Origin of the sequence: Nocardioides sp. TF02-7, from assembly GCF_022437945.1 — a bacterium.
GTDB lineage: Bacteria > Actinomycetota > Actinomycetes > Propionibacteriales > Nocardioidaceae > Nocardioides.
On sequence record NZ_CP092535.1, the window covers coordinates 1,552,148 to 1,571,916 of the forward strand.

Below are 19,769 nucleotides of genomic sequence, written 5' to 3' on the forward strand. Positions count from 1 at the left end.
GGGCAACGATGAACGCAGCCGCAAGTTGAACGCTGCTGCACGACGGCTGCAGGAGGTAGCGAGTCTGATCCGAGGGTCACGGATGTAGCTCGCCCCGAGCGCGTTGACCGAATAGTACGCGGCGGAATGGGCCACGTCAGATGGCACCGATTCGTGCACCAGTCACGTGGATGCGCTACTGCTCGTGGCGCGTCGGGTCAGTCTGTTATCGATGCAGCGGGGCGCACGTCGTCACCAGCCGGTGGGGAAGTTTATCTCCTCAAGGATCCGATCCCATTCGCGAGACGAGGGCTGCTCGGGGTGCCGCGTCGGAATCTCATTCCACATCGCTCGCAAGCGCGCACCGAAGACAGGGTCGACATGCGCGGCATAGTGCACCCAGCCGTGCAGGCGATCAGGCTCTATGGGCGTAGGGGACATGCGCCTAGCGCTCCGGACGCCGAATTTCGATGCGAAGTAGACCTCTCTGCGAAGAAGTCTCTTCATTTGGCGGGGGATATGCGGGCTCGCGCTGTCGCCAACGTACAGGCCCGTGACGAACTGGGGCTTGCCTCTTCTCATGAAACGGGTCTTCTTGGAGTTGACTCGCCAACCCAATCCGCCAAGGCGTTGGTCGAGCTCGGCAAGAAAGTCGTCATTCACTAGGTCGACCGCCCCAGAGAAAGTCAAGTCGTCGACATAGCGAGTATAAGCAACGCCCTCGACCTTGGCGAAGTCGGAGATCACGACGTCAGTGGCTGCGAATGCGAGATTCGACAATAGAGGACTCGTGCTGAATCCCTGTGCCAGGGAGTCGTCGACGAGCGCGATATCTGCGACCGCGCTAGCCGCTTCCAGGTCGAAGTCGAAGTCGCCCAGAGCCTGCGTCAGCTTCAGTCGGTCGACTGTTCCAAAAAGTCCTTCAGGTCAACCCGAAGGACGACGTCCTTACCTAGGTGGACGGCGGCGTTGGTCGCGATGTCGCGACCCTTGATGAAGCCATGAACCTCCTTCGGAGGCGCATACCTGGACGCAAGTGTCAGGCCGCCGCGCAGTTGCTTGAGAACGCGGTCGAGGTGGACGGTCGGCCTCAGAACCTCGCGTGGACGGCGTCGTGTTTGAGGGATCGTGATTCGCGTGAAGCCCGAGCCAGTCTTCACCAAACCGCCCCACCGCCGAAGCTCATCGGGATGGAGGCTGCTTAGGTATGCGATTTCGGAAAGGTCAGGCACTCGGCACTGCCTGGTGCGACCGGGAGTGGGCCCTGCGCCTGCTACTCAGTCCTAACGCGTGCGAACTCGCACACCACCTGGCTCCACTCCCGGCGCAGGTCCAAGCGTATCGCAGTCGAGTCATCGCAGCGTCGTCCGACGGATAACTCGAGAGCTATCGAGATTGCGCGCCGACGAAACCGACCCGAGGATTGCTCTGAACGATCTTGACTTGTTGTCCGCCGGGTCGACTGCGCCGATTCCACCCGATTTTGTTGCGAGCCATTGGTTGAAGACATGCAGGACGTAGTCCGGAAGCGCAAGAAGATCGGGCTGACGCTTGACGCCGAACTTGACATCGATCGCGGGGGTCGGACCCTTGAGTGATTGTGCCGCTTGAAGGACTACCCGCTCTGTGTAGCGATCCATTGCATGAGCCGACTCGAAAAAGGAAGGTAATTTTCGGACGACCTCGGTAGGTGCGAATAATGTCGCGCGCCAGCCTGTGAGTGGCAATCATGAGAAGCCGCTTCTCAGACAGGTCCTTGCGCAACGTTTTATCGCTGTAGACGATCAAGGATTTGAACTCTAGGGCTCTTGCGAGGAACGCGATAAACTCAATACGCACCTCAAACGGATCTGAAGTAGCGTGAAATCCGCGCTCTCGAAATTCGAGAAAAACTCTCCAGACCGTCCAGGTAGAAGCGTCCTTGGACATCGTCATGGACTCTTGAGATTGCCGAGTTCAGCCGATCTGCGTCCGTCTCCTCGATGACCGTTGCCGCCGCCGCAACGAATGGTGAGTAACTCTCGTCGAGAAGGGCGAGAACCGGCCCAGTGGCCTCAGTCACGCCGAGCACTTCGGGGGGCGTGGCATCACCCTGGTCCATGGACCGGAGCCTAGCGGGCCCACTGGTCCCGCGTCCGCACTCTCGCTTGCCCCGATCGACGACCACCCCTATCTGGGCGGCGTCCCGCGGAAGCTATACGTCTGCGACGTACGCGGTGAGGAAGTGGACGCCGTGGCGGTCGAGGTTTCCTCGGGCACGGTCGTAGTGCTCGGTGGTTCGCGGGTCGGCATGCCGAGCGAGGATCTGGGCGTCCCGCAGCGGGACGCCAGCGTCGAGGGCGTTGGTGATCGCGGCGTGGCGCAGCGAGTGAGGGCTGATGTGTCGCGGAATCGCTGCGGCCCGGGCGATGCGCTGGACCATCCGATAGACGTCACGGCGATCAACCGGCTTGCCGGTGAGCGGACGCAGGATGAGGGGTCCGGCGCTCCGCTCGCCTCGGCATGCCTCGAGCACTCGAAGAACCGGGACAGTGATTGGCATGGTGGCGGGCTTGTTGCCCTTGCCGACCTGCGCAGGACGCGGTGGCCGCGCAGCGTCTCGGCGTAGTCCTCGATCCGGACCGCCGCCGCCTCCGAGGCTCGCAGGGCGTTGATACCAAGAAGATGCGCGAGAGCACCGTGATGGACGGAGATCGTCTGAGCGACCTGAAGGAACCGGATGAGCTCGAGCCGGTCGAGCCCTTGGGTACGCGATTCATCGCGATGCACCTCGGGTAGTCGGGCGTAGACCGCTGGGTCGGTCGGCGTGAGTGCGTCGATGTGGGCGAAGCGGAAGTATCCGCGTACCCCATGCATCAGTGTGACCACGGATGAGGCCATCAGGCCGCTTTCGGTCAATGAGCGGATGTAGAGCTCGACGTGTGCACGCTCCACGCCGATCAAGGCGTCGATCCCGTTGGTCTCGCACCAGGCGAACCACCGGCGCAGCTGGTAGGCGTACAGGTGGTGAGTCGGTCCGGAATAGCGGGCGAGGAACGAGACGGCGGCGGGTTGCGCGGGCGTCATCTTGGCAGGCTGGAACGGCAGCAGGTCGCGAGGGGCGTGTTGGCTGGTCATGTAGTTCTCCGCGGCGATGCCGAGGTGACCTGCCGTGCTCGCCGTCGACCCGACGAGGTCAGAGAACCGACGCTACGCGCAGCAATGGCACTCGACGGTGTTGATGAGTCGGCTGCCACGAAGCCGCGCAAGCGGCGCAATGACGCGGTCGTGGTTCACCGACCTGGGTGGTACTCGCCCGCCAGGTATCGGAGGAATCGCTCGGCCCGATCGACGTAGGTGTGGACCGTGTTCTCGCTCAGTCCGGACCCGCGAAGCTCTCGCTCGAACTCGGCGAGGCCTGCCTTCAGTTCTGACATCATCCAGTTGCCATCCATGACCACCAGCGTGGATGTAAACGTGGATGTAAACACTGGGGGCTTGTCTAGTACATCTTGCCAAGGAGATCGACCCCGGGGAACAGGCGGCGGTACGACGCGGTCCGTCGGCAGGGGGTACGGGGCAGGTAAAGAGGATCCAGCCGGGGCATCTGCGTCGGTTCGACCACAGGCCGTCGGCTGCGCCACTACGCTCCAGAACCATGACGCTGCCCGACCCCCTGCAAGGCATTCCAGCCCTGCCTTCTGGAGACGATTTCGAGGCATTCGTCTGGAGTCTCCTGCAGCGTCGGTATCCGCCGGAGAACCTGCGTTACTTCCCTGCTGCGATGGGTGGAGACAAGGGACTCGAAGGGTTCTCGACCGACGGCATCGGTTACCAGTGCTACGCAGACAAGGACTCCCTCACGCTGCGCGCCCGCACCGACAAGCAAAAGGCGAAACTCACCCGCGACACCAGCAAGTTGAAGAAGAACAAGGACGCACTGGTCGCCCTTCTCGACGGGACCGTCCTTGACCACTACTTCCTCATCGTTCCCGAGTACCACTCGACCGAAGTCATCGCGCACGCCAACAAACGAGCGCAGCTGGTCCGCTCGTGGGGCCTCCCGTTCATCTCCGACAAGTTCGCCATCGCGCCGAAGACCCCACAGGACTACCAAGGGCAATACCAGGCGGCGCTCCTCGACGCCGCCGCCCAAGTCCTACTCGCCGAGCCGACTGTGAGCGATGCGGCCGTAGACGGCTTCGGCGGGAAGGAACCAGCGCTGGCGACCACGTTGCTGGAAAAAGTTGGAACGCCTCAAGGACCATCACCCCGCCGCAGATGTGGGCGTCATGCGCGCCTCGCTCACACGCTGGTTCCTCGCCAAGGAAGAAATGATGGAAGCCCTGCGGGGCATGCCGCAAACCCGCGAATCCGTCGAGGCGCAGCGACGCCTGCGCCAAGAAGCGCTGGAGTTCGAGAACGGATTTGCCGTCACCCAGCCGCACAACCGAGTCATGCAGGTGGTGGCTGACTACGCGAAGCAACTGGAAACGAGCGTCGCGGGCTTGAAGCCCGGAGACGCTCAGCGGCTCTCGCGAGGGCAAGTGGGCGAGTGGCTGATGCGTTGTCCCCTCGAGTTCCAGGCGGCGCCGTGAGTGAGCAGCCCATCGAGCTCGACGACTCCGCCGTGCTTGACTGGCTTAACGCACCGATGAACTTCACCGCGCGTGCCGACCCCATCTCGCCAGACTTCCGCCCCGAACGCCGTGTGGCTGTGTGCATGCTCATCGTCGACAAAAGCCGAGCAGGGAAGGCGTCATGGAAGGCCATGCACGTGCTCAGCTGGGCGCTCCAGTCACCAAAACGTGTCGAGATGCTGACCAATCTCAAGAGCGGCACCGACCTGCTCGACATGCCTGTGGTTCGGTTTGAGCCAGCCCTCGACAGAGCGCTTGACCTCGCCCGTGGGCTGGGGTTCCTCGCCCGGGACGGCGGCGGGCCGTTCGAGCTCACAGTCGCGGGCCGGGACGCGCTTGCCGAGGTGCGGGATGCGGGAGTCCTCGAGTTGGAAGTGGCGGCTCTCGCCGCCGTGAACGGGAAAGTGTCGAACCGAGACGTGGAGCGACTTCTGGAATGGCGGTCACGATGAACTTGACGGTGCGTCGGCTGCGACTCCGCGCACAGACTGGACAAGGCATGTTCGGCGCCGACATCCCGTTGAGCAACGGCCTCATGGTGGTCCGCGCCGAGAATTCGCGCGGCAAGTCGACGGCCGTGCAGAGCATCCTGTTTGCGCTTGGGTTGGAACGAATGATTACGACCCAACCCGCGAGCGCGCTCACGTCAGCGATGCGCGACCGCCTTATATTCGACCCCGCCACTAAGGCTGAGACGCCTGTCGTGTCCTCGCGAGTCGTGGTTGAAATCGAAGGCCTCAACGGCGAGGTCGCCACGGTGACAAGATGGGTCGTCGATGACAGCCTTGGTCCGAATCTCGTTCGTGTCCAGCATGCCGCCATCGACGACATCACGCCGGAAACGCCAGCCGACGATTACTACGTCGGGCGTCAGGGCGGCGCGTCACGAGAGCGCGGCTTCCACGTGTGGCTGGCCGGGTTCCTCGGGTGGGCGATGCCGGAACTGCCCGCCCGGGAAGGTCGCACCTCCCAGTTATACATGGAACAGGTCTTCCCTTTGCTGTTCGTGGAACAGCGACGGGGCTGGGGTGGAATCCAAGCTCAGATGCCCGTATTCAGCGGCGTCACGGAAGTCCGCAAACGAGCCGTCGAGTTCCTCCTCGACCTTGAAGTCGGGCAGTACGAGTTGACCCGCCAGCGGCTCCGAGCACGGGAGGCGGAGCTGGCGAACAACTGGCACGTGTCGGTCGCCGCGTTCGTGCAATCCCTGGCTGGCAGCGGGCTCAAGGCACTCGGCCTGCCGGAACGCCTGCAAACGACGTGGCCGGACGAGAACCATCCAGCCGAGATCTCTGTGTCACTTGGTGACGAAACCTGGCAGCCCCTCGATGAGTATGTAGCTGCTGCGTCCGCCGAACTGGCACGACTCGACGCCCCCGAGGCAAGCCAGGCGCGGGATGCGAGCGTTTCGGCACGCATCATCGAGACCCTCGATGCAGCCCGTCAGGTGAGGGCGCTCGACCTGGCGCTCCGCGAAGAACTGTTCCGGGATGAGACCGAAGTTCGGTCCATCGGCCATCGCATCGACTCCCTGACCGAGGACCTACGACAACACCAGGACATCGTCGTATTGCAGGGGCTCGGCTCGTCAGTGACCGAACAACTCGCAGCCGACTGTCCGGTATGCCATCAGCATCTGCCCGAGTCGCTCCTGCCCGGAGACGTGCCGACGATGACCGCATCGGAAAGCGTCGACTACATCAAGAAACAGATCGAGCTCTTCGAGGCCATGCGAACCGAAGCCGAGCATGCCGCCATCGCCAAGCGTGAGCGCTGGGTCGCGCTCCGCCAACGTGGAGACGCCCTCAACCTCCAGGTGCAGGCGCTTCGTGACGACCTGACGAGTTCTACCGGTGGAATCACTGCTGAGGATGCTGCGTTGCGAGTTGAGCTGCGCGCTCAGCTTCAGCGGTTCGAAGGCGTTGCTGAGCGGTTCGATGAACTGCAGGTGCAGTTGGAGGGCCTCGCCGTCGCGTCTGCTGCCGTAAAGGCCGCGCTCAAGGACCTCCCCAAGGACGAACTGTCCGACCAGGACCGGGCAAAACTGCGCGCTCTCCACCGCTCGTTTGTCGACCAGCTACGGGCCTATGACTTCGGCTCCTTCAGCAACGACATGGTCCAAATCGGATACGACGATTACCTTCCGCGTCGCGACGACTTCGACCTTCAGGCCGACATATCGGCTTCGGACTCGGTGCGAGTTATTTGGTCCTATCTGCTGGGGCTGCTCGAAGTGGGCGAACAGTTCAAGACGAATCACCCTGGCTTCGTTGTTTTCGACGAACCTAAGCAGCAGAGCGCCAAGGACCTCTCGTTCGCCGCACTGCTCAAGCGGGCATCTGGAGGCGGTCCTAATCGGCAGGTCATCTTCGCCACGTCTGAACCGTTGGAGACGTTGAACGCGATGCTTGCAGACGTGCAACACACACTCCACGTCGTTGACGGTTACCTACTCCAGAAGCTTTCATGATCCACGGCGTCGTCGCGATTCGGAGAGCCTTTGGAAAGCCGGGGAGGCCCCCAGCATGTGCCTCACACGTAGCCACAGCCTAATCGCGAAGGGAGCAGCGGCAGACCGGCGGAGCGGTCCCGCCATTCTGGGCGAAAGGCAGCGCACCGCACCGTCGCCAGAGGAGCGGCCCCGAGCGCCGGGCGGCCCAGGGCGGTTTCGACCGTCGATCGACCAAGTTGGCAGCAGGGGGTCGGAGCTCCGACCGCGCACGGAACGTGTCGCAAACATGTCTCTCGGTTCTGTCGAGCCGAGAGAGCACAGTGGCTCTGATCAGCATTCCTGCTGGTCAGAGCCACCGTCGTCGGAGCCGCCTGTCGGAATCGAACCGACGACCTGCTCATTACGAGTGAGCCGCTCTACCGACTGAGCTAAGGCGGCGTCGCTCCGGCGTCCGCCGGGCAACCCGGGGAAGCATACCGACGGGCTCGGCCGGAGACGAAACCGGCGGCGCCCCCTGTGGGGGACGCCGCCGGTGTGGGGATCGTGCGGGCTCAGGCGGCCAGGGTGTGGCCGGCCGACTCCGCGGCCGCGGGCGCGAGGCCGTAGGGAGCGGTCTGCTCCGCTCCGCACCAGCAGGTGAAGGTGGCGACCGGGACGTCGTCGGCGCCCGGCGCGACGGCAGTGATCAGGCTGGGGAAGATCAGCTGACGCTTGTGGCACTGGGTGCAGTGGTGGACGAACACGGGACGCTCTCCTGTTGCTGGCTCTCGCCGGGTCTGGATCTGGTGACAGTTCCATGGTGCGACACCGCGACCTCTAGGGGTAGGGCCACTTTCCGAAGCGAGACATAGGATCGACCTATGCTTTCCCTGCACCAGCTGGCCTGCTTCCTCGCGACCTACGAGCACGGCTCTCTGACGGCGGCGGCCGAGGAGCTCGGCTACTCCCAGCCGTCGGTGTCGGAGCAGATCCGCGCGCTGGAGAGGCGGCTCGACGTCCAGCTGTTCCGCCGGGTCGGGCGCGGCGTGGTGCCCACCACCGCCGGCGACACCCTCCGGCCGTACGCCGAGAAGGTGCTGTCGACGGTGCAGGAGACCGAGCGGGCCGTGGCCGGCATCCGCTCGCTGGAGACGGGCACGATCCGGTTCGGGATGTTCGGCACCGCCCGGCTCTACGCCAGCGCAGGGCTGGTGGCCGACGTGCTCGCCCGCTATCCCGGCGTACGGGTGGAGCTGATCGGCCAGAACTCCAACGACGTCTTCGACCAGCTGCGCCGCGGCCGCCTGGAGGCGGCGATGATCGCCGTCGCGGGCGTCGACAGCGAGGGGATGGCGGTGACGCCGGTCGCCCGGGACGAGCTGGTCTACGTCTCCGCCGACCGCGACCGGCTCAGCAGCCCGGTCACCGCCCACCGCCTCGCCCGGGCGTCACTCGTGATGGCCGAGACCACCTGGCGGGCCACCGACTCCGCACGCACCGTGCTGCGCCGGATGGTGCACGAGACCGGCCACAACCCGCAGACCCGGATCGAGGTCGAGGACGTGGAGACCGCCGTCGAGCTGGTCGGGCTCGGGCTGGCGGACTCGGTGATCAACAAGGGCGCCGCCGAGCAGCTCCTCCCCCGGCTGGCCCCGGGCGCCGGCTGGGTGTCGCTGCGGCCGCGTCAGTACGACACGATCGCGATCGTCCACCGCGCCAACGCCACGCTGTCACCGGCCGCCCGGCTGATGATCGAGCTCGCCACCAAGCGGATCCAGGCGATCGCCGAACCCGCCTGATCGATCAGCAACCGGCCGGGTCAGCACTCCAGGCCATCGTCGGGCACGGTGCCGTCGATCAGGTAGGCGTGGACGGCGTCGTCGATGCAGGCGTTGCCGCGGTTGTACGCCGTGTGGCCGTCGCCGTCGCGGGGAGACCAGCACGCCGGACGCGAGCTGCTCGGCCATCGCGACGGCCTCCTCGTAGGGCGTGGCCGGGTCCCGCGTGGTGCCGATGACGACGATCGGGTCGGCGCCGTCGCCGTCGATCTCGATCTCCGGCTCACTGGACTCGACCGGGATGCCCGCGCAGCTCGCGAGGCCCCAGGCGAACACCTCGCCGAAGGTGGGCGAGGCCTCGCGGAACCGGTCGAAGTAGTCGGGCACCGCGGCGGTGGCGACCGCAAACGGGTCATCGAGGCAGTTGATCACCGAGATCGCCTCGAGGCTGTTGTCGGTGTAGCGGCCGCCCTCGCGGGAGCCGTAGAAGTCGGACAGGAACAGCAAGGTGTCGCCGGTTCCGTCGAGCGCCTCCTGCAGGCCCTGGTCGAGGAGCGGCCAGTTCTCCTCGGCGTAGAGCGGGGTGACGATGCCGTAGAAGGCGTTGCCGACGGTGAGGTCGCGCCCGTCGCTGGTCGGCAGCGGCTCCTCGTCGATCTGCGCCAGCAGGTCGCTGATCGTGCCCAGGCCCTCCTCCACCGAGTCGCCGAGGAAGCAGTCGCCCTCGACGCAGTCACCGAGGTAGGCCCGCAGCGCGGTCTCGAAGCCCTCCGCCTGGCTCAGCGAGCCCTCCAGCGTCGGGAGGCTCGGGTCGACCGCGCCGTCGAGGACGAACCGGCCGACCTTGTCGGGGAACAGCTCGGCGTACGTCGCGCCCAGCCGCGTGCCGTAGGAGAACCCGAAGTAGGGCAGCTGCTCCTCGCCCAGGACCGCGCGGAGGACGTCCATGTCGCGCGCGACCTCGATCGTGGTGACGTGGCCCAGCAGCTCGCCGGTGCCGGCGGCGCAGCCCCTCCCAGAAGTCCGCCTGGGTCCGCTCGAACTCGCGCACCTCCCGACGGTCGTCGGGGGTCGGGTCGGCGGCGATGTAGGCGTCGAGCTCCTCGTCGCTCAGGCAGTCGACGGGCGCCGAGTCGCCGGTGCCGCGGGGGTCGAACCCGACGATGTCGTAGCGCTCGCGCAGCTCGGGCGCGAAGTAGGAGTCGGCCTGCTCGGCGGTGCTGGTGCCGGGGGCGCCGGGCCCGCCGGGGTTGACCACCAGGGAGCCGATCCGGTCGCCGGTCGCGGGCGCCCGCTCCAGGCTGACCTCGATCGTCCCGACGCCCGGGTCGGCGTAGTCGATCGGCACCTCGAGCGTGCCGCACTCGTTGCCGCCGCAGGAGGCCCAGTCGATCTGCTGGGTGTAGAACTCCTCGAGCTCCGGCGGCACGTCGGCGTCGACGGACGGGGGGTCGGACGGCCCCGACGACTCCGGCGACTCCGACTCCGGCGACCGGTCGGCCTCGCCGGTCGACTCGTCGTCGCCGCTCACCACCACCGCCACCACGCCCGCGCCGGCGACCAGCACCAGCGCCCAGATGACGGCGACCGCCACGACCAGCTTCTTCACGACTCTCCGCTTCTGTTGGGGCTACGTCTCAGGGGCTCTGCGGCTCTCCGCGCCCTCACTCGGGCACGCGGAGGCTGACCATCAGCGACTCCAGGGCCAGCGCGGGCGGCACGTTGAACTCCAGCATCTGCTCGCGCGCGTCGAAGATCCAACCGATCCGCTGCAAGTTCAGCCCTGGGGACGACGTCCGCACCACCTGCTCGACGTCGGCGCGGATCTCCTCGTTGATCAGCTCGCCGCCGGCACCGGTGCCGAGCGCGACCGCGTCGCGGTAGACCGACACCAGGTCGGTCAGCGCCCGGTCGACGACGTCGAGGTGGCGCCGCTTGGCACGGGTCTTCTGCCCGCGCTCGAGCGCCGCGAGGGCGGGGCCGTACTCCCGCGGCCGCCGGCCGCGCTCGACCACGCCGTAGGCGGCGTCGAGGTCGGCCTTCTCGCGGGCGTCGAGCTCGGTGATGATGTCGTCGGCCTCGGCCTTGGCGACGTCGACCAGCTTGGTCGCGGCGGTCATGCAGGCGCCGAGGGAGGTGAGCCGCGCGGGGATCACGACCACGTCGTCGCGGCGCCGGCGCACCGCCTCGTCGAGCGCGAGCGCCTTGGCGCGCCCGATGTGGCCCTGGCTGGCGCGGGCGGCGTACGACGCCAGTCGTGGCTCGACCCCGAGGGTCTCGAGGAACCGTGCCACCTCCGCCGACGTCGGCGTCGCGAGGGTGACCAGCCGGCACCGGGACCGGATCGTCGGCAGCACGTCCTCGACCGTCGGTGCGCAGAGCATCCACACCGTGCGGTCGTTGGGCTCCTCGATCGCCTTGAGCAGCGCGTTGCAGGCCTGCTCGGTGAGCCGGTCGGCGTCCTCGACGACGAGGACCTGCCAGCGCTTGCCCATCGGGGTCAGCGAGGCGCGGCGCACCAGGTCGCGCACCTCGTCGACGCCGATCGACAGCTTCTGCGTGCGGACCACGGTGACGTCGGCGTGGCTTCCGGCGAGCACGGTGTGGCAGTCGCGGCACCCGTCGGGGCAGGTCGGTCCGGCCCCGCCGTGCTCGCACTGCAGCGCGGCGGCGAACGCGACCGCGGCGTTGGACCGGCCCGACCCGGGCGGGCCGGTGAACAGCCAGGCGTGGCTCATGCCCTGCCCGGCGACCGCCTGCCGCAGGGTGGCGATCGTCGGCCGCTGCCCGACCAGGCCGTCCCACACGGTGGCGCGGGGGAGCCCACGGGCGCGGCACCGGTGGCGGTCATCGCGGCCCCCGGCGGGCCTGCGCGAGCAGGGGGCGACACGCTCCCGGACCGCCGCGGCGATCTCGTCGACCGCGCCACGGGCGTCGAGGACGAGGTAGTGCGCCGGGTCGGCGGCGGCCAGGGCGAGGAACGCCTCGCGCACCCGCTGGTGGAACTCCAGGGACTCGCCCTCGATCCGGTCGCGCTCGGCGAACCGGCCCAGCCCGGCCTGCGGCTCGAGGTCGAGGAGCACCGTCAGGTGGGGGCGCAGGTCGCCGGTCGCCCAGCGGGCCACCGCCTCGAGCTCGGCGGCGTCGAGGGCGCGGCCCGCGCCCTGGTAGGCGAGGGCGGAGTCGACGTAGCGGTCGGTCACGACCACCTCGCCCCGGTCGAGCGCCGGCTCGACCACCGTCGCGACGTGCTCGGCCTTGTCGGCGGCGTAGAGCAGCGCCTCGGTGCGGTCGTCGAGGTCACCGGTCTCGGGGCTCAGCACGATCCGCCGCAGCTCCTTGCCGACCGGGGTGTCGCCCGGCTCGTGGGTGAGCCGGACGGCGTGGCCCTCGGCCACCAGGGCGTCGTGGAGCCGCCGTGCCTGGGTCGACTTGCCCGAGCCCTCACCGCCCTCGAAGCACACGAAGACCCCGGGTGTCGGTCCAGCGCCCGGGCCATTGCATGGCTCCAAAGGTAGGGCAGCGCACCCACAGCACCGGCCGCAGGGCGGCGCCGGCTCAGCCGCCGCGCGCGGCCACCAGGCCGGACTGGTAGGCCAGCACCACCAGCTGGGCGCGGTCGCGGGCGCCGAGCTTGGTCATCGCCCGGCTGACGTGGGTCTTGGCCGTCATCGGGCTGAGCACCATCCGCTCGGCGATCTCGTCGTTGCTGAGCCCGTGCGCGACGAGGGCGACCACCTCGCGCTCGCGGTTGGTGAGCAGCTCGAGGTCGGCGTCGGGGAGGACGTCGGCCGGACGCGCGGCGAACTCGCTGATCAGCCGCCGGGTGATCGCGGGCGACAGCAGCGCGTCGCCGCGCACGGTCACCCGCAGCGCCTGCAGCAGGTCGTCCGGCTCGGTGTCCTTCACCACGAAGCCGGAGGCGCCGGCGCGCAGCGCGTTGAAGACGTACTCGTCGAGCCCGTAGTTGGTGAGCATCACGACGTGGACGCCGTCGAGCCGCTCGTCGCCGGCGATCCGCCGGGTCGCCTCGATGCCGTCCATCTGCGGCATCTGCACGTCCATCAGCACGATGTCGGGCGCCAGCTCCACCGCGAGGTCGACCGCCTCCCGGCCGGTCGCGCCCTCCCCCACGACGTCGATGTCGTCCTCGGCGTCGAGCAGCGCGCGGATCCCCGTCCGGATCAGCGGCTGGTCGTCGACCAGCACGACCCGGATCACGAGGCCTCGTCGAGCGGGAGCTCCGCGTGGACGCGGAACCCGCGGGTCGGGAGCGGCTCGGCGGTCACCCGGCCGCCCAGCGCGGTCACGCGCTCGCGCATCCCGACCAGGCCGTAGCCGGGCACCGGCCCCGGTGCCGAGCCCGCGCCGTCGTCCTCGACGCGGACGGTCAGGGCGCGGTCGCCGTAGGTGATCTCGACGCTCGCCGTCGCCGGGCCGGCGTGGCGGGCGGTGTTGGTCAGCGCCTCCTGCACGACGCGGAAGGCCGCCTGCTCGACCTCCGGCGGCAGCGGGCGCCGGGGCCCGACCACCCGGACCGTGGTGGGCAGCCCGGACGAGCGGACCGACTCGACCAGGGCGGGCAGCCGGTCGAGGCCGCTGCCGTGGTCGTCGTCGCGGCGGAGCACGTCGAGCGTGGCGCGCAGCTCGCGCACCGCCTCGGTGCTGGCGGCCTGGATGGCGAGGAGGGCCTCCGACGGCTGCTCGCCGTTCTTGCGCGCCAGGTGGGCGGCCACCCCGGCCTGGACCTTGATCACCGAGATGCTGTGGGTGAGGGAGTCGTGGAGCTCCCGGGCGATCCGCAGCCGCTCCTCCACCGCCAGGCGGCGCGCGGCCTCGTCGCGGCTGCGCTCGGCCTGCTCGGCCCGCTGCTCGGCCTCCCGCAGCCGCGCGCTCCACTGGACGACAGCCACCACGCCGACCGCGGCCGACACCAGCCAGCCGGCGGCGAAGACGGTCTGGATCCCGCGGGAGTGGTGGCCCATGGCCCGATGGTAGGCACCCTCGGGCCCGGCCCGCGTCCACCGCCGGGAGTAGTCGCCACCTACTCCCGGCGGCGTACCGCGGTGGCGGCAGCGACCCCCGGGCGGCACGCGCAGGAGTCGCCCCTGGGGGGACGCGCCGCAGGGCCCGGGACGCGCAGGATCTCCGCCATGCCCGACCGAGCGAGGAGGAACCCGATGGACCTGCGTGCGACCGATGTCGTGACCGAGACGCTGCGCCCCGGCGACGAGGGGTACGCCGACGCGGCGCGCGTCGCGTTCGCCGAGGGCGCCCCGGCGGTGATCGCCCGCCCCCGCGACCCGGACGAGGTGGCCGCCGCGCTCGACCAGGCGGTTCGTGGCCGGCTCGCGGTGTCCGTGCGCTCCGGCGGCCACAGCCTCCTGGGCCACGGCACCAACACCGGCGGACTGGTCGTCGACCTGTCCCGTCTCGACGCGGTCGACGTCGTCGACGAGTCGCGACGCCTGGTCCGGGTCGGCGGCGGTGCGACGTGGGGCCGGGTGGCGGCCGCGCTCACGCCGTACGGCTGGGGGCTGACCTCGGGCGACACCGCGTCCGTCGGGGTCGGCGGCCTCACCCTCGGCGGGGGGCATCGGCTGGCTGGTGCGCAAGCAGGGGCTGGCGATCGACAACCTGGTCGGCGCCCGCGTCGTCACCGCGGACGGGCGGCTGGTCCGCGCCTCGGAGACCGAGAACCCGGCGCTGTTCTGGGCGCTGCGCGGCGGCGGCGGCAACCTCGGCGTGGTGGTCGACCTCGACTTCGTCGCCCAGCCGGTGCCGGCGGTGCGCTTCGGCTCCGTCGACTACTGCACCGACGACACCGCCGGCCTGCTGGCCCGCTGGCGCGACGCCATGCGGGCGGCGCCCGACGACCTGTCGAGCACGCTGGTGCTGCCACCCCCGGCTCCGGGCGCCCCGGTCACCGCCACCGTGCTGCTGTGCCACGCGCCCGACCCCGGCGCGACCGCCGACGAGGACGCGGTCTTCCCGCTGCTCGACCTCGGGCCGGTGGCGAACTGGTCGATCTCCGAGCGGCCCTATGCCGACGTCCTCGAGGACGCGCCGGCGCACCCACCGGGCGTCCGGCCGGTCGTCCGCAACGCCCTGGTCCGCGACCTCGACGAGCAGGTCGTCGCCGCCGTCGACCGGTTCCACCGCGGTCCGGCGCCCGCCGCCGTCGCGGTGCGCAGCCTCGGCGGGGCGGTCGCCCGGGTGCCGGCCGACGCCACGGCGTTCGCCCACCGCGACGCCGAGGCGATGGTCGTCGGGATGGTGCCCCTGCCGCCGACGGCCACGGACGCCGACGTCGACCGCGTGCTCGGCCCGTGGCGCGACGTCTCGGCGCTCGGCACCGGTGCGTACGTCGGGTTCCAGGGCGCGGCGGAGGCCGAGGACGTGGCCGCGGTCTACCCGAGGGCGACCCGGCTCCGGCTCGCCGCGGTCAAGCGGGCCTACGACCCGGGCAACCTGTTCCGGCTCAACCACAACGTGCCGCCGCTGGACCCGGCTAGCCGACGGACTCCTCGAGGACCCGGCCGGCGCCGTCCGCGGTGAGCGTGACCGTGTCGTCGTAGTCGTCCGACCTGGCCTCGACCACCAGCTGGAGCTCGCCGCCGCCCGGCTCGACCTCGGCGCGGAGGCTGAAGGAGCGGGCGGCGGCGACCCGCCCGATCGCGTCCTCGGTCAGGTCGACGACGACGGCCGGGTCGAGGTCGTCGAGGTCGATCGGCCGCGGGAGGTAGTCGGGGTACTCGTTGGGCCGCACGTCGATGGAGAACCCGTCACCGAAGGTGTCCTGGCGGAAGGTCCGGACCTCCTGCGCGTTGCGGTCGTAGAACTCGACCTCGAGGTAGTAGTCCGAGAGCCGGAACGCCGTCGGGCTCCCCCACCGTGATCTCGGCCTCGGCGCGCTCGAGGGTCTCGGCGATGGCGACCGGGTCGAGTAGCGAGGTGTCGACGTCGTCGTCCGGCTCGTCGTCGCCGTTGGTGACGACCCCGACGACGATGCCGCCGACCAGGAGCGTGCTGACGCCGAGCCCGGCCCAGATCAGCTTGGTCGACGAGGGCGCCGGGCCCTTCCGTGCCACGCGGGTGCCGTCCTCGGTGCGCGGGTCGCTGGGCGGGGTGTAGCGGGACCAGCGCTTCCGAGGCATGGCCGTGATCGTAGGCGCCGCTGCCCCCTCCCCCGGCGGCCACCCCGTCCGGGGAGAGCGCCGCCGGCTAGCCCTTCTTGGACGTCTTCTTGGCCGTCGTCTTCTTCGCGGCCTTCTTCGCCGGCGCCTTCTTGGTGGCCTTCTTCGCCGTCTTCTTGGCGCCCTTCTTGGCCGGGCCCCGCGCGCGTCGCTCGGCGAGCAGCTCGGCCGCCCGCGCCAGCGTGATCGACTCGACGGAGTCCTCCTTGCGGAGGGTGGCGTTGTACTCGCCGTCGGTGACGTACTCGCCGAACCGGCCGGCCTTGACGACGACCGGCTGACCCGACACCGGGTCGTTGCCGAGCTCCTTCAGCGGGGGCGCGGCCGCGGCCCGGCCGCGCTGCTTGGGCTGGGCGTAGATCTTGAGCGCCTCGTCGAGGGTGATCGTGAAGATCTGCTCCTCGGTCGCCAGCGACCGGGAGTCGCTGCCCTTCTTCAGGTAGGGCCCGTAGCGGCCGTTCTGGGCGGTGATCTCCTCGCCGGACTCGGGGTCGGCGCCGACGACGCGGGGCAGCGCGAGCAGCTTGACCGCGTCGTCGAGGGTCATAGTGTCCAGCGACATCGACTTCAGTAGCGAGCCGGTGCGCGGCTTGGCGTTCTTGGGGGCGTCGTCGGGCAGCAGCTCGGTGACGTACGGGCCGAACCGGCCGTTCTTGGCGACGACCTCGAGCCCCGTCTCCGGGTGCCGGCCGAGCTGGATCTCCTCGCCCGCCGGGTTGGCCAGCAGCTCCTTGGCCTTGGCGACGGTGAGCTCGTCGGGCGGCAGGTCGTCGGGGACGTTGGCGCGCTTGGCGAACGCCTCGCCGTCGTCGCCGGGGCCCTCGAGGTAGGGGCCGAACTTGCCCACCCGCAGGTGGATCCCGTCCTCCGGCTCGCCGATCGGGAACGTCGAGAGCTCGCGCGCGTCGATCTCGCCGAGCCCGGTGACGAGCTGGTGCAGGCCCTCGACCCGCTCGGAGCCGTAGTAGAACTCCTTGAGCTCGGTCACCCGGTCGCGCCGCCCGTGGGCGATCTCGTCGAGCACGTCCTCCATCACGGCGGTGAACTCGTAGGACACCTGCCGCGGGAAGTGCTCCTCCAGCAGCCGGACCACCGAGAACGCCAGCCAGGCCGGAACCAGCGCGGTGCCCTTCTTGTAGACGTAGCCGCGGTTGAGGATGGTGCCGATGATCGAGGCGTACGTCGAGGGCCGGCCGATCTCGCGGTCCTCCAGCTCCTTGATCAGCGTGGCCTCGGTGTAGCGCGCGGGCGGCTTGGTCTCGTGGCCGTTGGCCGCCAGCGACGCGGCCGAGACGGCGTCGCCCTCGGTGAGCGCCGGCAGCCGGGTCTCCTGGTCGTCCTTGGCGGCCGCGGAGTCGTCGGTGCCCTCGACGTAGAGCCGGAGGAAGCCGTGGAAGGTGATCACGCGGCCGGACGCGGAGAACACGACGTCCTCGCCGGTGGCGGCCTGGCCGCCGAGCCGCACCGAGACGGTCTGCCCCACGGCGTCCCTCATCTGGGACGCCACGGTGCGCATCCAGATCAGCTCGTAGAGCCGGAACTGGTCGCCGGTGAGCCCGGTCTCGCCGGGCGTGCGGAAGGTGTCGCCGGCGGGCCGGATCGCCTCGTGCGCCTCCTGGGCGTTCTTGACCTTCGACGCGTAGACCCGCGGCCGGTCGGGCAGGTACTCCGCCCCGTAGAGCTCCCGGACCTGCTGCCGGGCGGCCGCCACGGCGCTGTCGGACAGCGTCGTGGAGTCGGTGCGCATGTAGGTGATGAAGCCGTTCTCGTAGAGCCGCTGGGCCACCGACATCGCGACCGAGGCGCTCATGCCGAGCTTGCGGCTGGCCTCCTGCTGCAGCGTGGTGGTGCGGAACGGCGCGTACGGCGACCGCTTGTAGGGCTTCGACTCGACCGACCGGACGTCGTACGCCGTGTCCTGCAGCGCCGAGACCAGCGACTCGGCCCGCGCCCGGTCGAGGTGGACGACGTCGGCGCCCGCCTTGAGCCGCCCGTCGGGGCCGAAGTTCGAACCGGAGGCGACCCGCTTGCCGTCGAGGGAGTACAGCTTGGCCGGGAACATCCGCTGGTCGTGCTTCTCGCCGGCGTCGAAGGTGCCCTCGAGGTCCCAGTAGGACGCGACGCGGAACCGCATCCGCTCCCGCTCGCGGTCGACCACCAGCCGGGTGGCCACCGACTGCACCCGGCCGGCCGACAGACCGGACATCACCTTGCGCCACAGGACCGGCGAGACCTCGTAGCCGTAGAGCCGGTCGAGGATCCGGCGGGCCTCCTGCGCCTCGACCAGGTCGTCGTTGATCGCGCGGGGGTTCTCGACGGCGGCGAGGATCGCCGGCCGGGTGATCTCGTGGAACACCATCCGGTGCACGGGGATGTTCTTGGGCTTGAGCTCGTCGAGGAGGTGCCAGGCGATCGCCTCGCCCTCCCGGTCCTCGTCGGTGGCGAGGTAGAGCGCGTCGGCGTCCTTGAGCAGGCTCTTGAGCTTGGAGATGTGCGACTTCTTGTCCCGCGGCACGACGTAGTAGGGCGTGAAGTCGTGCTCCACGTCGACCGCGAGCCGGCCCCAGGGCTTGTCCTTGATCTTCGCCGGCGTGTCCGCCGCGTTGTTGGGCAGGTCACGGATGTGACCGATCGAGGACTCGACGACGTAGCCGTCGCCGAGGTACCCGCCGATGGTGCGGGCCTTGGCCGGTGACTCGACGATCACCAACTTGTGGGACACGGGGGACCTACTTCTGGACGGTGCGGGGTTGCGGCTCGGAGCACCGGACGGGGGCTCACGGCCGATCACGGTAGCGCGTGGTGTCCAGTACCCCGTCAGGAAGACCGGTCCGGTGGACGCCGCACCGGCGCCGGCCGACCGCTCAGCGGACGCGGATCCGGTCCACCATCCGCGCCTGCTCCCGGGCGAGCGCGTCGTCGCCGAGGGGCACCACGGTGATGTAGAGCCCGAGGGTCTCCGGGTCGCCGGTGTCGACGACGACCACCTGGGCCAGGTCGCCGGTCGCCTCCAGCCGCGGGTCGTCGACCCGCAGCTCCGCGGTCACCTGGTGCGCCTCGTGGCCGTCGACCGTGACCGGGCCGGCGGAGACGTCGGTGCGCCCGGTGAAGCTGCTGTAGAGGTCGGAGCTGGCCGCCATGCACTGCATGACCGCCTCCGCCGCCTGCGCCGGGTCGTCGAACCCGTTGCCGCGGGCGAGGCCGCCGACGCCGTAGATCGAGACCCAGCCGTACTGCTGCTCGTCCCCGATCTCGATCACCTTCTGCACCGGGGTGAAGTCGTCGGCCCACGTGAACGGCATGGCGTAGTCGACGTTGGGCTCGTACCCGCGCGGCACCGGCATCGTCAGCCCGCCGCCGCTGACGTTCCTCGCACCGGCGGGCGGAGTCGTCGTGGGGGTCGGGTCGCCGCCGGTGCACTGCTCGGTGCTGGGCTCGGTCGGCTCCTCGAGGGCGGTGGTGCCGTCGGTGGGGTCGTCGGTGGCGTCCTCGGTCGGGTCGGTCCCCGTGGTGTCCTCGGTCGGCGCGTCGGTCGTCCGGCTGCTCCCGTCGCGGCCCGCGTCGGCGTCGCCGTCGTCGCCGACGAGGGCGCTGACCCCGAGGTAGCCGCCGATCCCGAGCCCGACGACGACCAGCACGGCGAGCACGACCAGCCCGACGGTCCGGCCCACCCCGGACCGGCCGGGTGGCGGGGACGGCGGCAACCCGCCGTACGGCTGGGGGTAGGGCTGCTGCGGGTAGGGCTGCTGGGGGTACGTCGGCGGCT

General features: G+C 69.6%; 18 protein-coding genes, 1 tRNA gene and 1 pseudogene. 5 read left to right on the forward strand and 15 right to left on the reverse strand.

Going from position 1 to position 19,769, the window contains the following annotated elements; all coding sequences use genetic code 11:
- Positions 1-231: 231 nt before the first annotated feature.
- From MF408_RS07885 to MF408_RS07900, 4 genes are all read right to left on the reverse strand, one after another.
- Positions 232-876 carry a reverse transcriptase domain-containing protein gene (locus MF408_RS07885; RefSeq protein WP_345893927.1) on the reverse strand — a complete coding sequence of 215 codons (645 nt, stop codon included), beginning with the start codon at positions 874-876 and terminating at the stop codon, positions 232-234.
- A complete protein-coding gene (locus tag MF408_RS07890) occupies positions 873-1,211 on the reverse strand; it encodes a hypothetical protein (RefSeq protein WP_240250923.1) in 339 nt (112 codons plus the stop codon). The genes MF408_RS07885 and MF408_RS07890 overlap by 4 nt, the downstream gene beginning before the upstream one ends.
- Before the next feature lie 608 nt (positions 1,212-1,819).
- Positions 1,820-2,080 (reverse strand): hypothetical protein, encoded by a 261-nt coding sequence (locus tag MF408_RS07895; protein WP_240250924.1) that lies wholly within the window; start codon positions 2,078-2,080, stop codon positions 1,820-1,822.
- A 68-nt stretch (positions 2,081-2,148) separates the two neighbouring features.
- On the reverse strand, positions 2,149-3,096 hold the full coding sequence (locus MF408_RS07900; protein WP_240250925.1) for a site-specific integrase: 948 nt from the start codon (positions 3,094-3,096) through the stop codon (positions 2,149-2,151).
- Between the two features lie 520 nt (positions 3,097-3,616).
- Between MF408_RS07900 and MF408_RS07905 the strand changes: the two genes are divergently transcribed.
- From MF408_RS07905 to MF408_RS07915, 3 genes are all read left to right on the forward strand, one after another.
- Positions 3,617-4,432 carry a hypothetical protein gene (locus MF408_RS07905; RefSeq protein WP_240250926.1) on the forward strand — a complete coding sequence of 272 codons (816 nt, stop codon included), beginning with the start codon at positions 3,617-3,619 and terminating at the stop codon, positions 4,430-4,432.
- Positions 4,433-4,552: 120 nt separating this feature from the next.
- Positions 4,553-5,050 (forward strand): hypothetical protein, encoded by a 498-nt coding sequence (locus tag MF408_RS07910; RefSeq protein WP_240250927.1) that lies wholly within the window; start codon positions 4,553-4,555, stop codon positions 5,048-5,050.
- Between the two features lie 47 nt (positions 5,051-5,097).
- The gene (locus MF408_RS07915; RefSeq protein ID WP_240250928.1) at positions 5,098-7,068 is read left to right on the forward strand and encodes a hypothetical protein; all 1,971 of its coding nucleotides are present in this window, start codon (positions 5,098-5,100) and stop codon (positions 7,066-7,068) included.
- 347 nt (positions 7,069-7,415) lie between these two features.
- Here the strand turns inward: MF408_RS07915 and MF408_RS07920 are convergent.
- Together MF408_RS07920 and MF408_RS07925 are read right to left on the reverse strand one after the other, a co-directional pair.
- Positions 7,416-7,488, reverse strand: a tRNA-Thr gene (locus MF408_RS07920).
- Between the two features lie 113 nt (positions 7,489-7,601).
- A complete protein-coding gene (locus MF408_RS07925) occupies positions 7,602-7,793 on the reverse strand; it encodes a hypothetical protein (RefSeq protein ID WP_240250929.1) in 192 nt (63 codons plus the stop codon).
- 117 nt (positions 7,794-7,910) lie between these two features.
- Here MF408_RS07925 and MF408_RS07930 point away from each other — a divergent pair, with 117 nt between their 5' ends.
- On the forward strand, positions 7,911-8,828 hold the full coding sequence (locus MF408_RS07930; RefSeq protein WP_240250930.1) for a LysR family transcriptional regulator: 918 nt from the start codon (positions 7,911-7,913) through the stop codon (positions 8,826-8,828).
- A gap of 20 nt (positions 8,829-8,848) precedes the next feature.
- Here MF408_RS07930 and MF408_RS07935 read toward each other — a convergent pair whose 3' ends face one another.
- The 5 genes and pseudogenes from MF408_RS07935 to MF408_RS07960 all read right to left on the reverse strand — a co-directional run bounded on the left by MF408_RS07935 (position 8,849) and on the right by MF408_RS07960 (position 13,792).
- Positions 8,849-9,094 carry an alpha/beta hydrolase gene (locus MF408_RS07935; protein WP_240251738.1) on the reverse strand — a complete coding sequence of 82 codons (246 nt, stop codon included), beginning with the start codon at positions 9,092-9,094 and terminating at the stop codon, positions 8,849-8,851.
- Positions 9,012-9,794, reverse strand: a pseudogene (locus tag MF408_RS07940) (alpha/beta fold hydrolase); the annotation flags it as partial. The gene MF408_RS07935 and the pseudogene MF408_RS07940, both read right to left, overlap by 83 nt.
- 677 nt (positions 9,795-10,471) lie before the next feature.
- Positions 10,472-12,271, reverse strand: coding sequence for a DNA polymerase III subunit delta' (locus MF408_RS26760; protein ID WP_345893874.1), 1,800 nt, complete (start codon positions 12,269-12,271; stop codon positions 10,472-10,474).
- Between the two features lie 94 nt (positions 12,272-12,365).
- On the reverse strand, positions 12,366-13,028 hold the full coding sequence (locus tag MF408_RS07955) for a response regulator transcription factor (protein ID WP_240250931.1): 663 nt from the start codon (positions 13,026-13,028) through the stop codon (positions 12,366-12,368).
- A complete protein-coding gene (locus MF408_RS07960; RefSeq protein WP_240250932.1) occupies positions 13,025-13,792 on the reverse strand; it encodes a sensor histidine kinase in 768 nt (255 codons plus the stop codon). The genes MF408_RS07955 and MF408_RS07960 overlap by 4 nt, the downstream gene beginning before the upstream one ends.
- A 622-nt stretch (positions 13,793-14,414) precedes the next feature.
- On the opposite strand from MF408_RS07960, the gene MF408_RS07965 reads away from it, so the two are divergent.
- Complete coding sequence (locus tag MF408_RS07965; protein WP_240250933.1) at positions 14,415-15,365, forward strand: BBE domain-containing protein; 951 nt, start codon at positions 14,415-14,417, stop codon at positions 15,363-15,365.
- Here MF408_RS07965 and MF408_RS07970 read toward each other — a convergent pair.
- From MF408_RS07970 to MF408_RS07985, 4 genes are all read right to left on the reverse strand, one after another.
- Positions 15,319-15,576 (reverse strand): hypothetical protein, encoded by a 258-nt coding sequence (locus tag MF408_RS07970; RefSeq protein ID WP_240250934.1) that lies wholly within the window; start codon positions 15,574-15,576, stop codon positions 15,319-15,321. The two genes, MF408_RS07965 and MF408_RS07970, sit on opposite strands and share 47 nt — an antisense overlap.
- Positions 15,577-15,592: 16 nt before the next feature.
- Positions 15,593-15,964 (reverse strand): hypothetical protein, encoded by a 372-nt coding sequence (locus MF408_RS07975; protein ID WP_240250935.1) that lies wholly within the window; start codon positions 15,962-15,964, stop codon positions 15,593-15,595.
- A 67-nt stretch (positions 15,965-16,031) separates the two neighbouring features.
- Positions 16,032-18,725, reverse strand: a complete 2,694-nt coding sequence (gene topA / locus MF408_RS07980; RefSeq protein ID WP_240250936.1) for a type I DNA topoisomerase — start codon at positions 18,723-18,725, stop codon at positions 16,032-16,034.
- A gap of 142 nt (positions 18,726-18,867) precedes the next feature.
- Positions 18,868-19,674 carry a hypothetical protein gene (locus tag MF408_RS07985; protein WP_240250937.1) on the reverse strand — a complete coding sequence of 269 codons (807 nt, stop codon included), beginning with the start codon at positions 19,672-19,674 and terminating at the stop codon, positions 18,868-18,870.
- Positions 19,675-19,769 lie beyond the last annotated feature (95 nt).

Coding starts and splice junctions, on each gene's coding strand:
- MF408_RS07975 (WP_240250935.1), bottom strand. CDS start 15,964: ATGCCTCGGAAGCGCTGGTCCCGCTACACCCCGCCCAGCGACCCGCGC.
- MF408_RS07915 (WP_240250928.1), top strand. CDS start 5,098: ATGTTCGGCGCCGACATCCCGTTGAGCAACGGCCTCATGGTGGTCCGC.
- MF408_RS07960 (WP_240250932.1), bottom strand. CDS start 13,792: ATGGGCCACCACTCCCGCGGGATCCAGACCGTCTTCGCCGCCGGCTGG.
- MF408_RS07900 (WP_240250925.1), bottom strand. CDS start 3,096: ATGACCAGCCAACACGCCCCTCGCGACCTGCTGCCGTTCCAGCCTGCC.
- MF408_RS07895 (WP_240250924.1), bottom strand. CDS start 2,080: ATGGACCAGGGTGATGCCACGCCCCCCGAAGTGCTCGGCGTGACTGAG.
- MF408_RS07905 (WP_240250926.1), top strand. CDS start 3,617: ATGACGCTGCCCGACCCCCTGCAAGGCATTCCAGCCCTGCCTTCTGGA.
- MF408_RS07930 (WP_240250930.1), top strand. CDS start 7,911: ATGCTTTCCCTGCACCAGCTGGCCTGCTTCCTCGCGACCTACGAGCAC.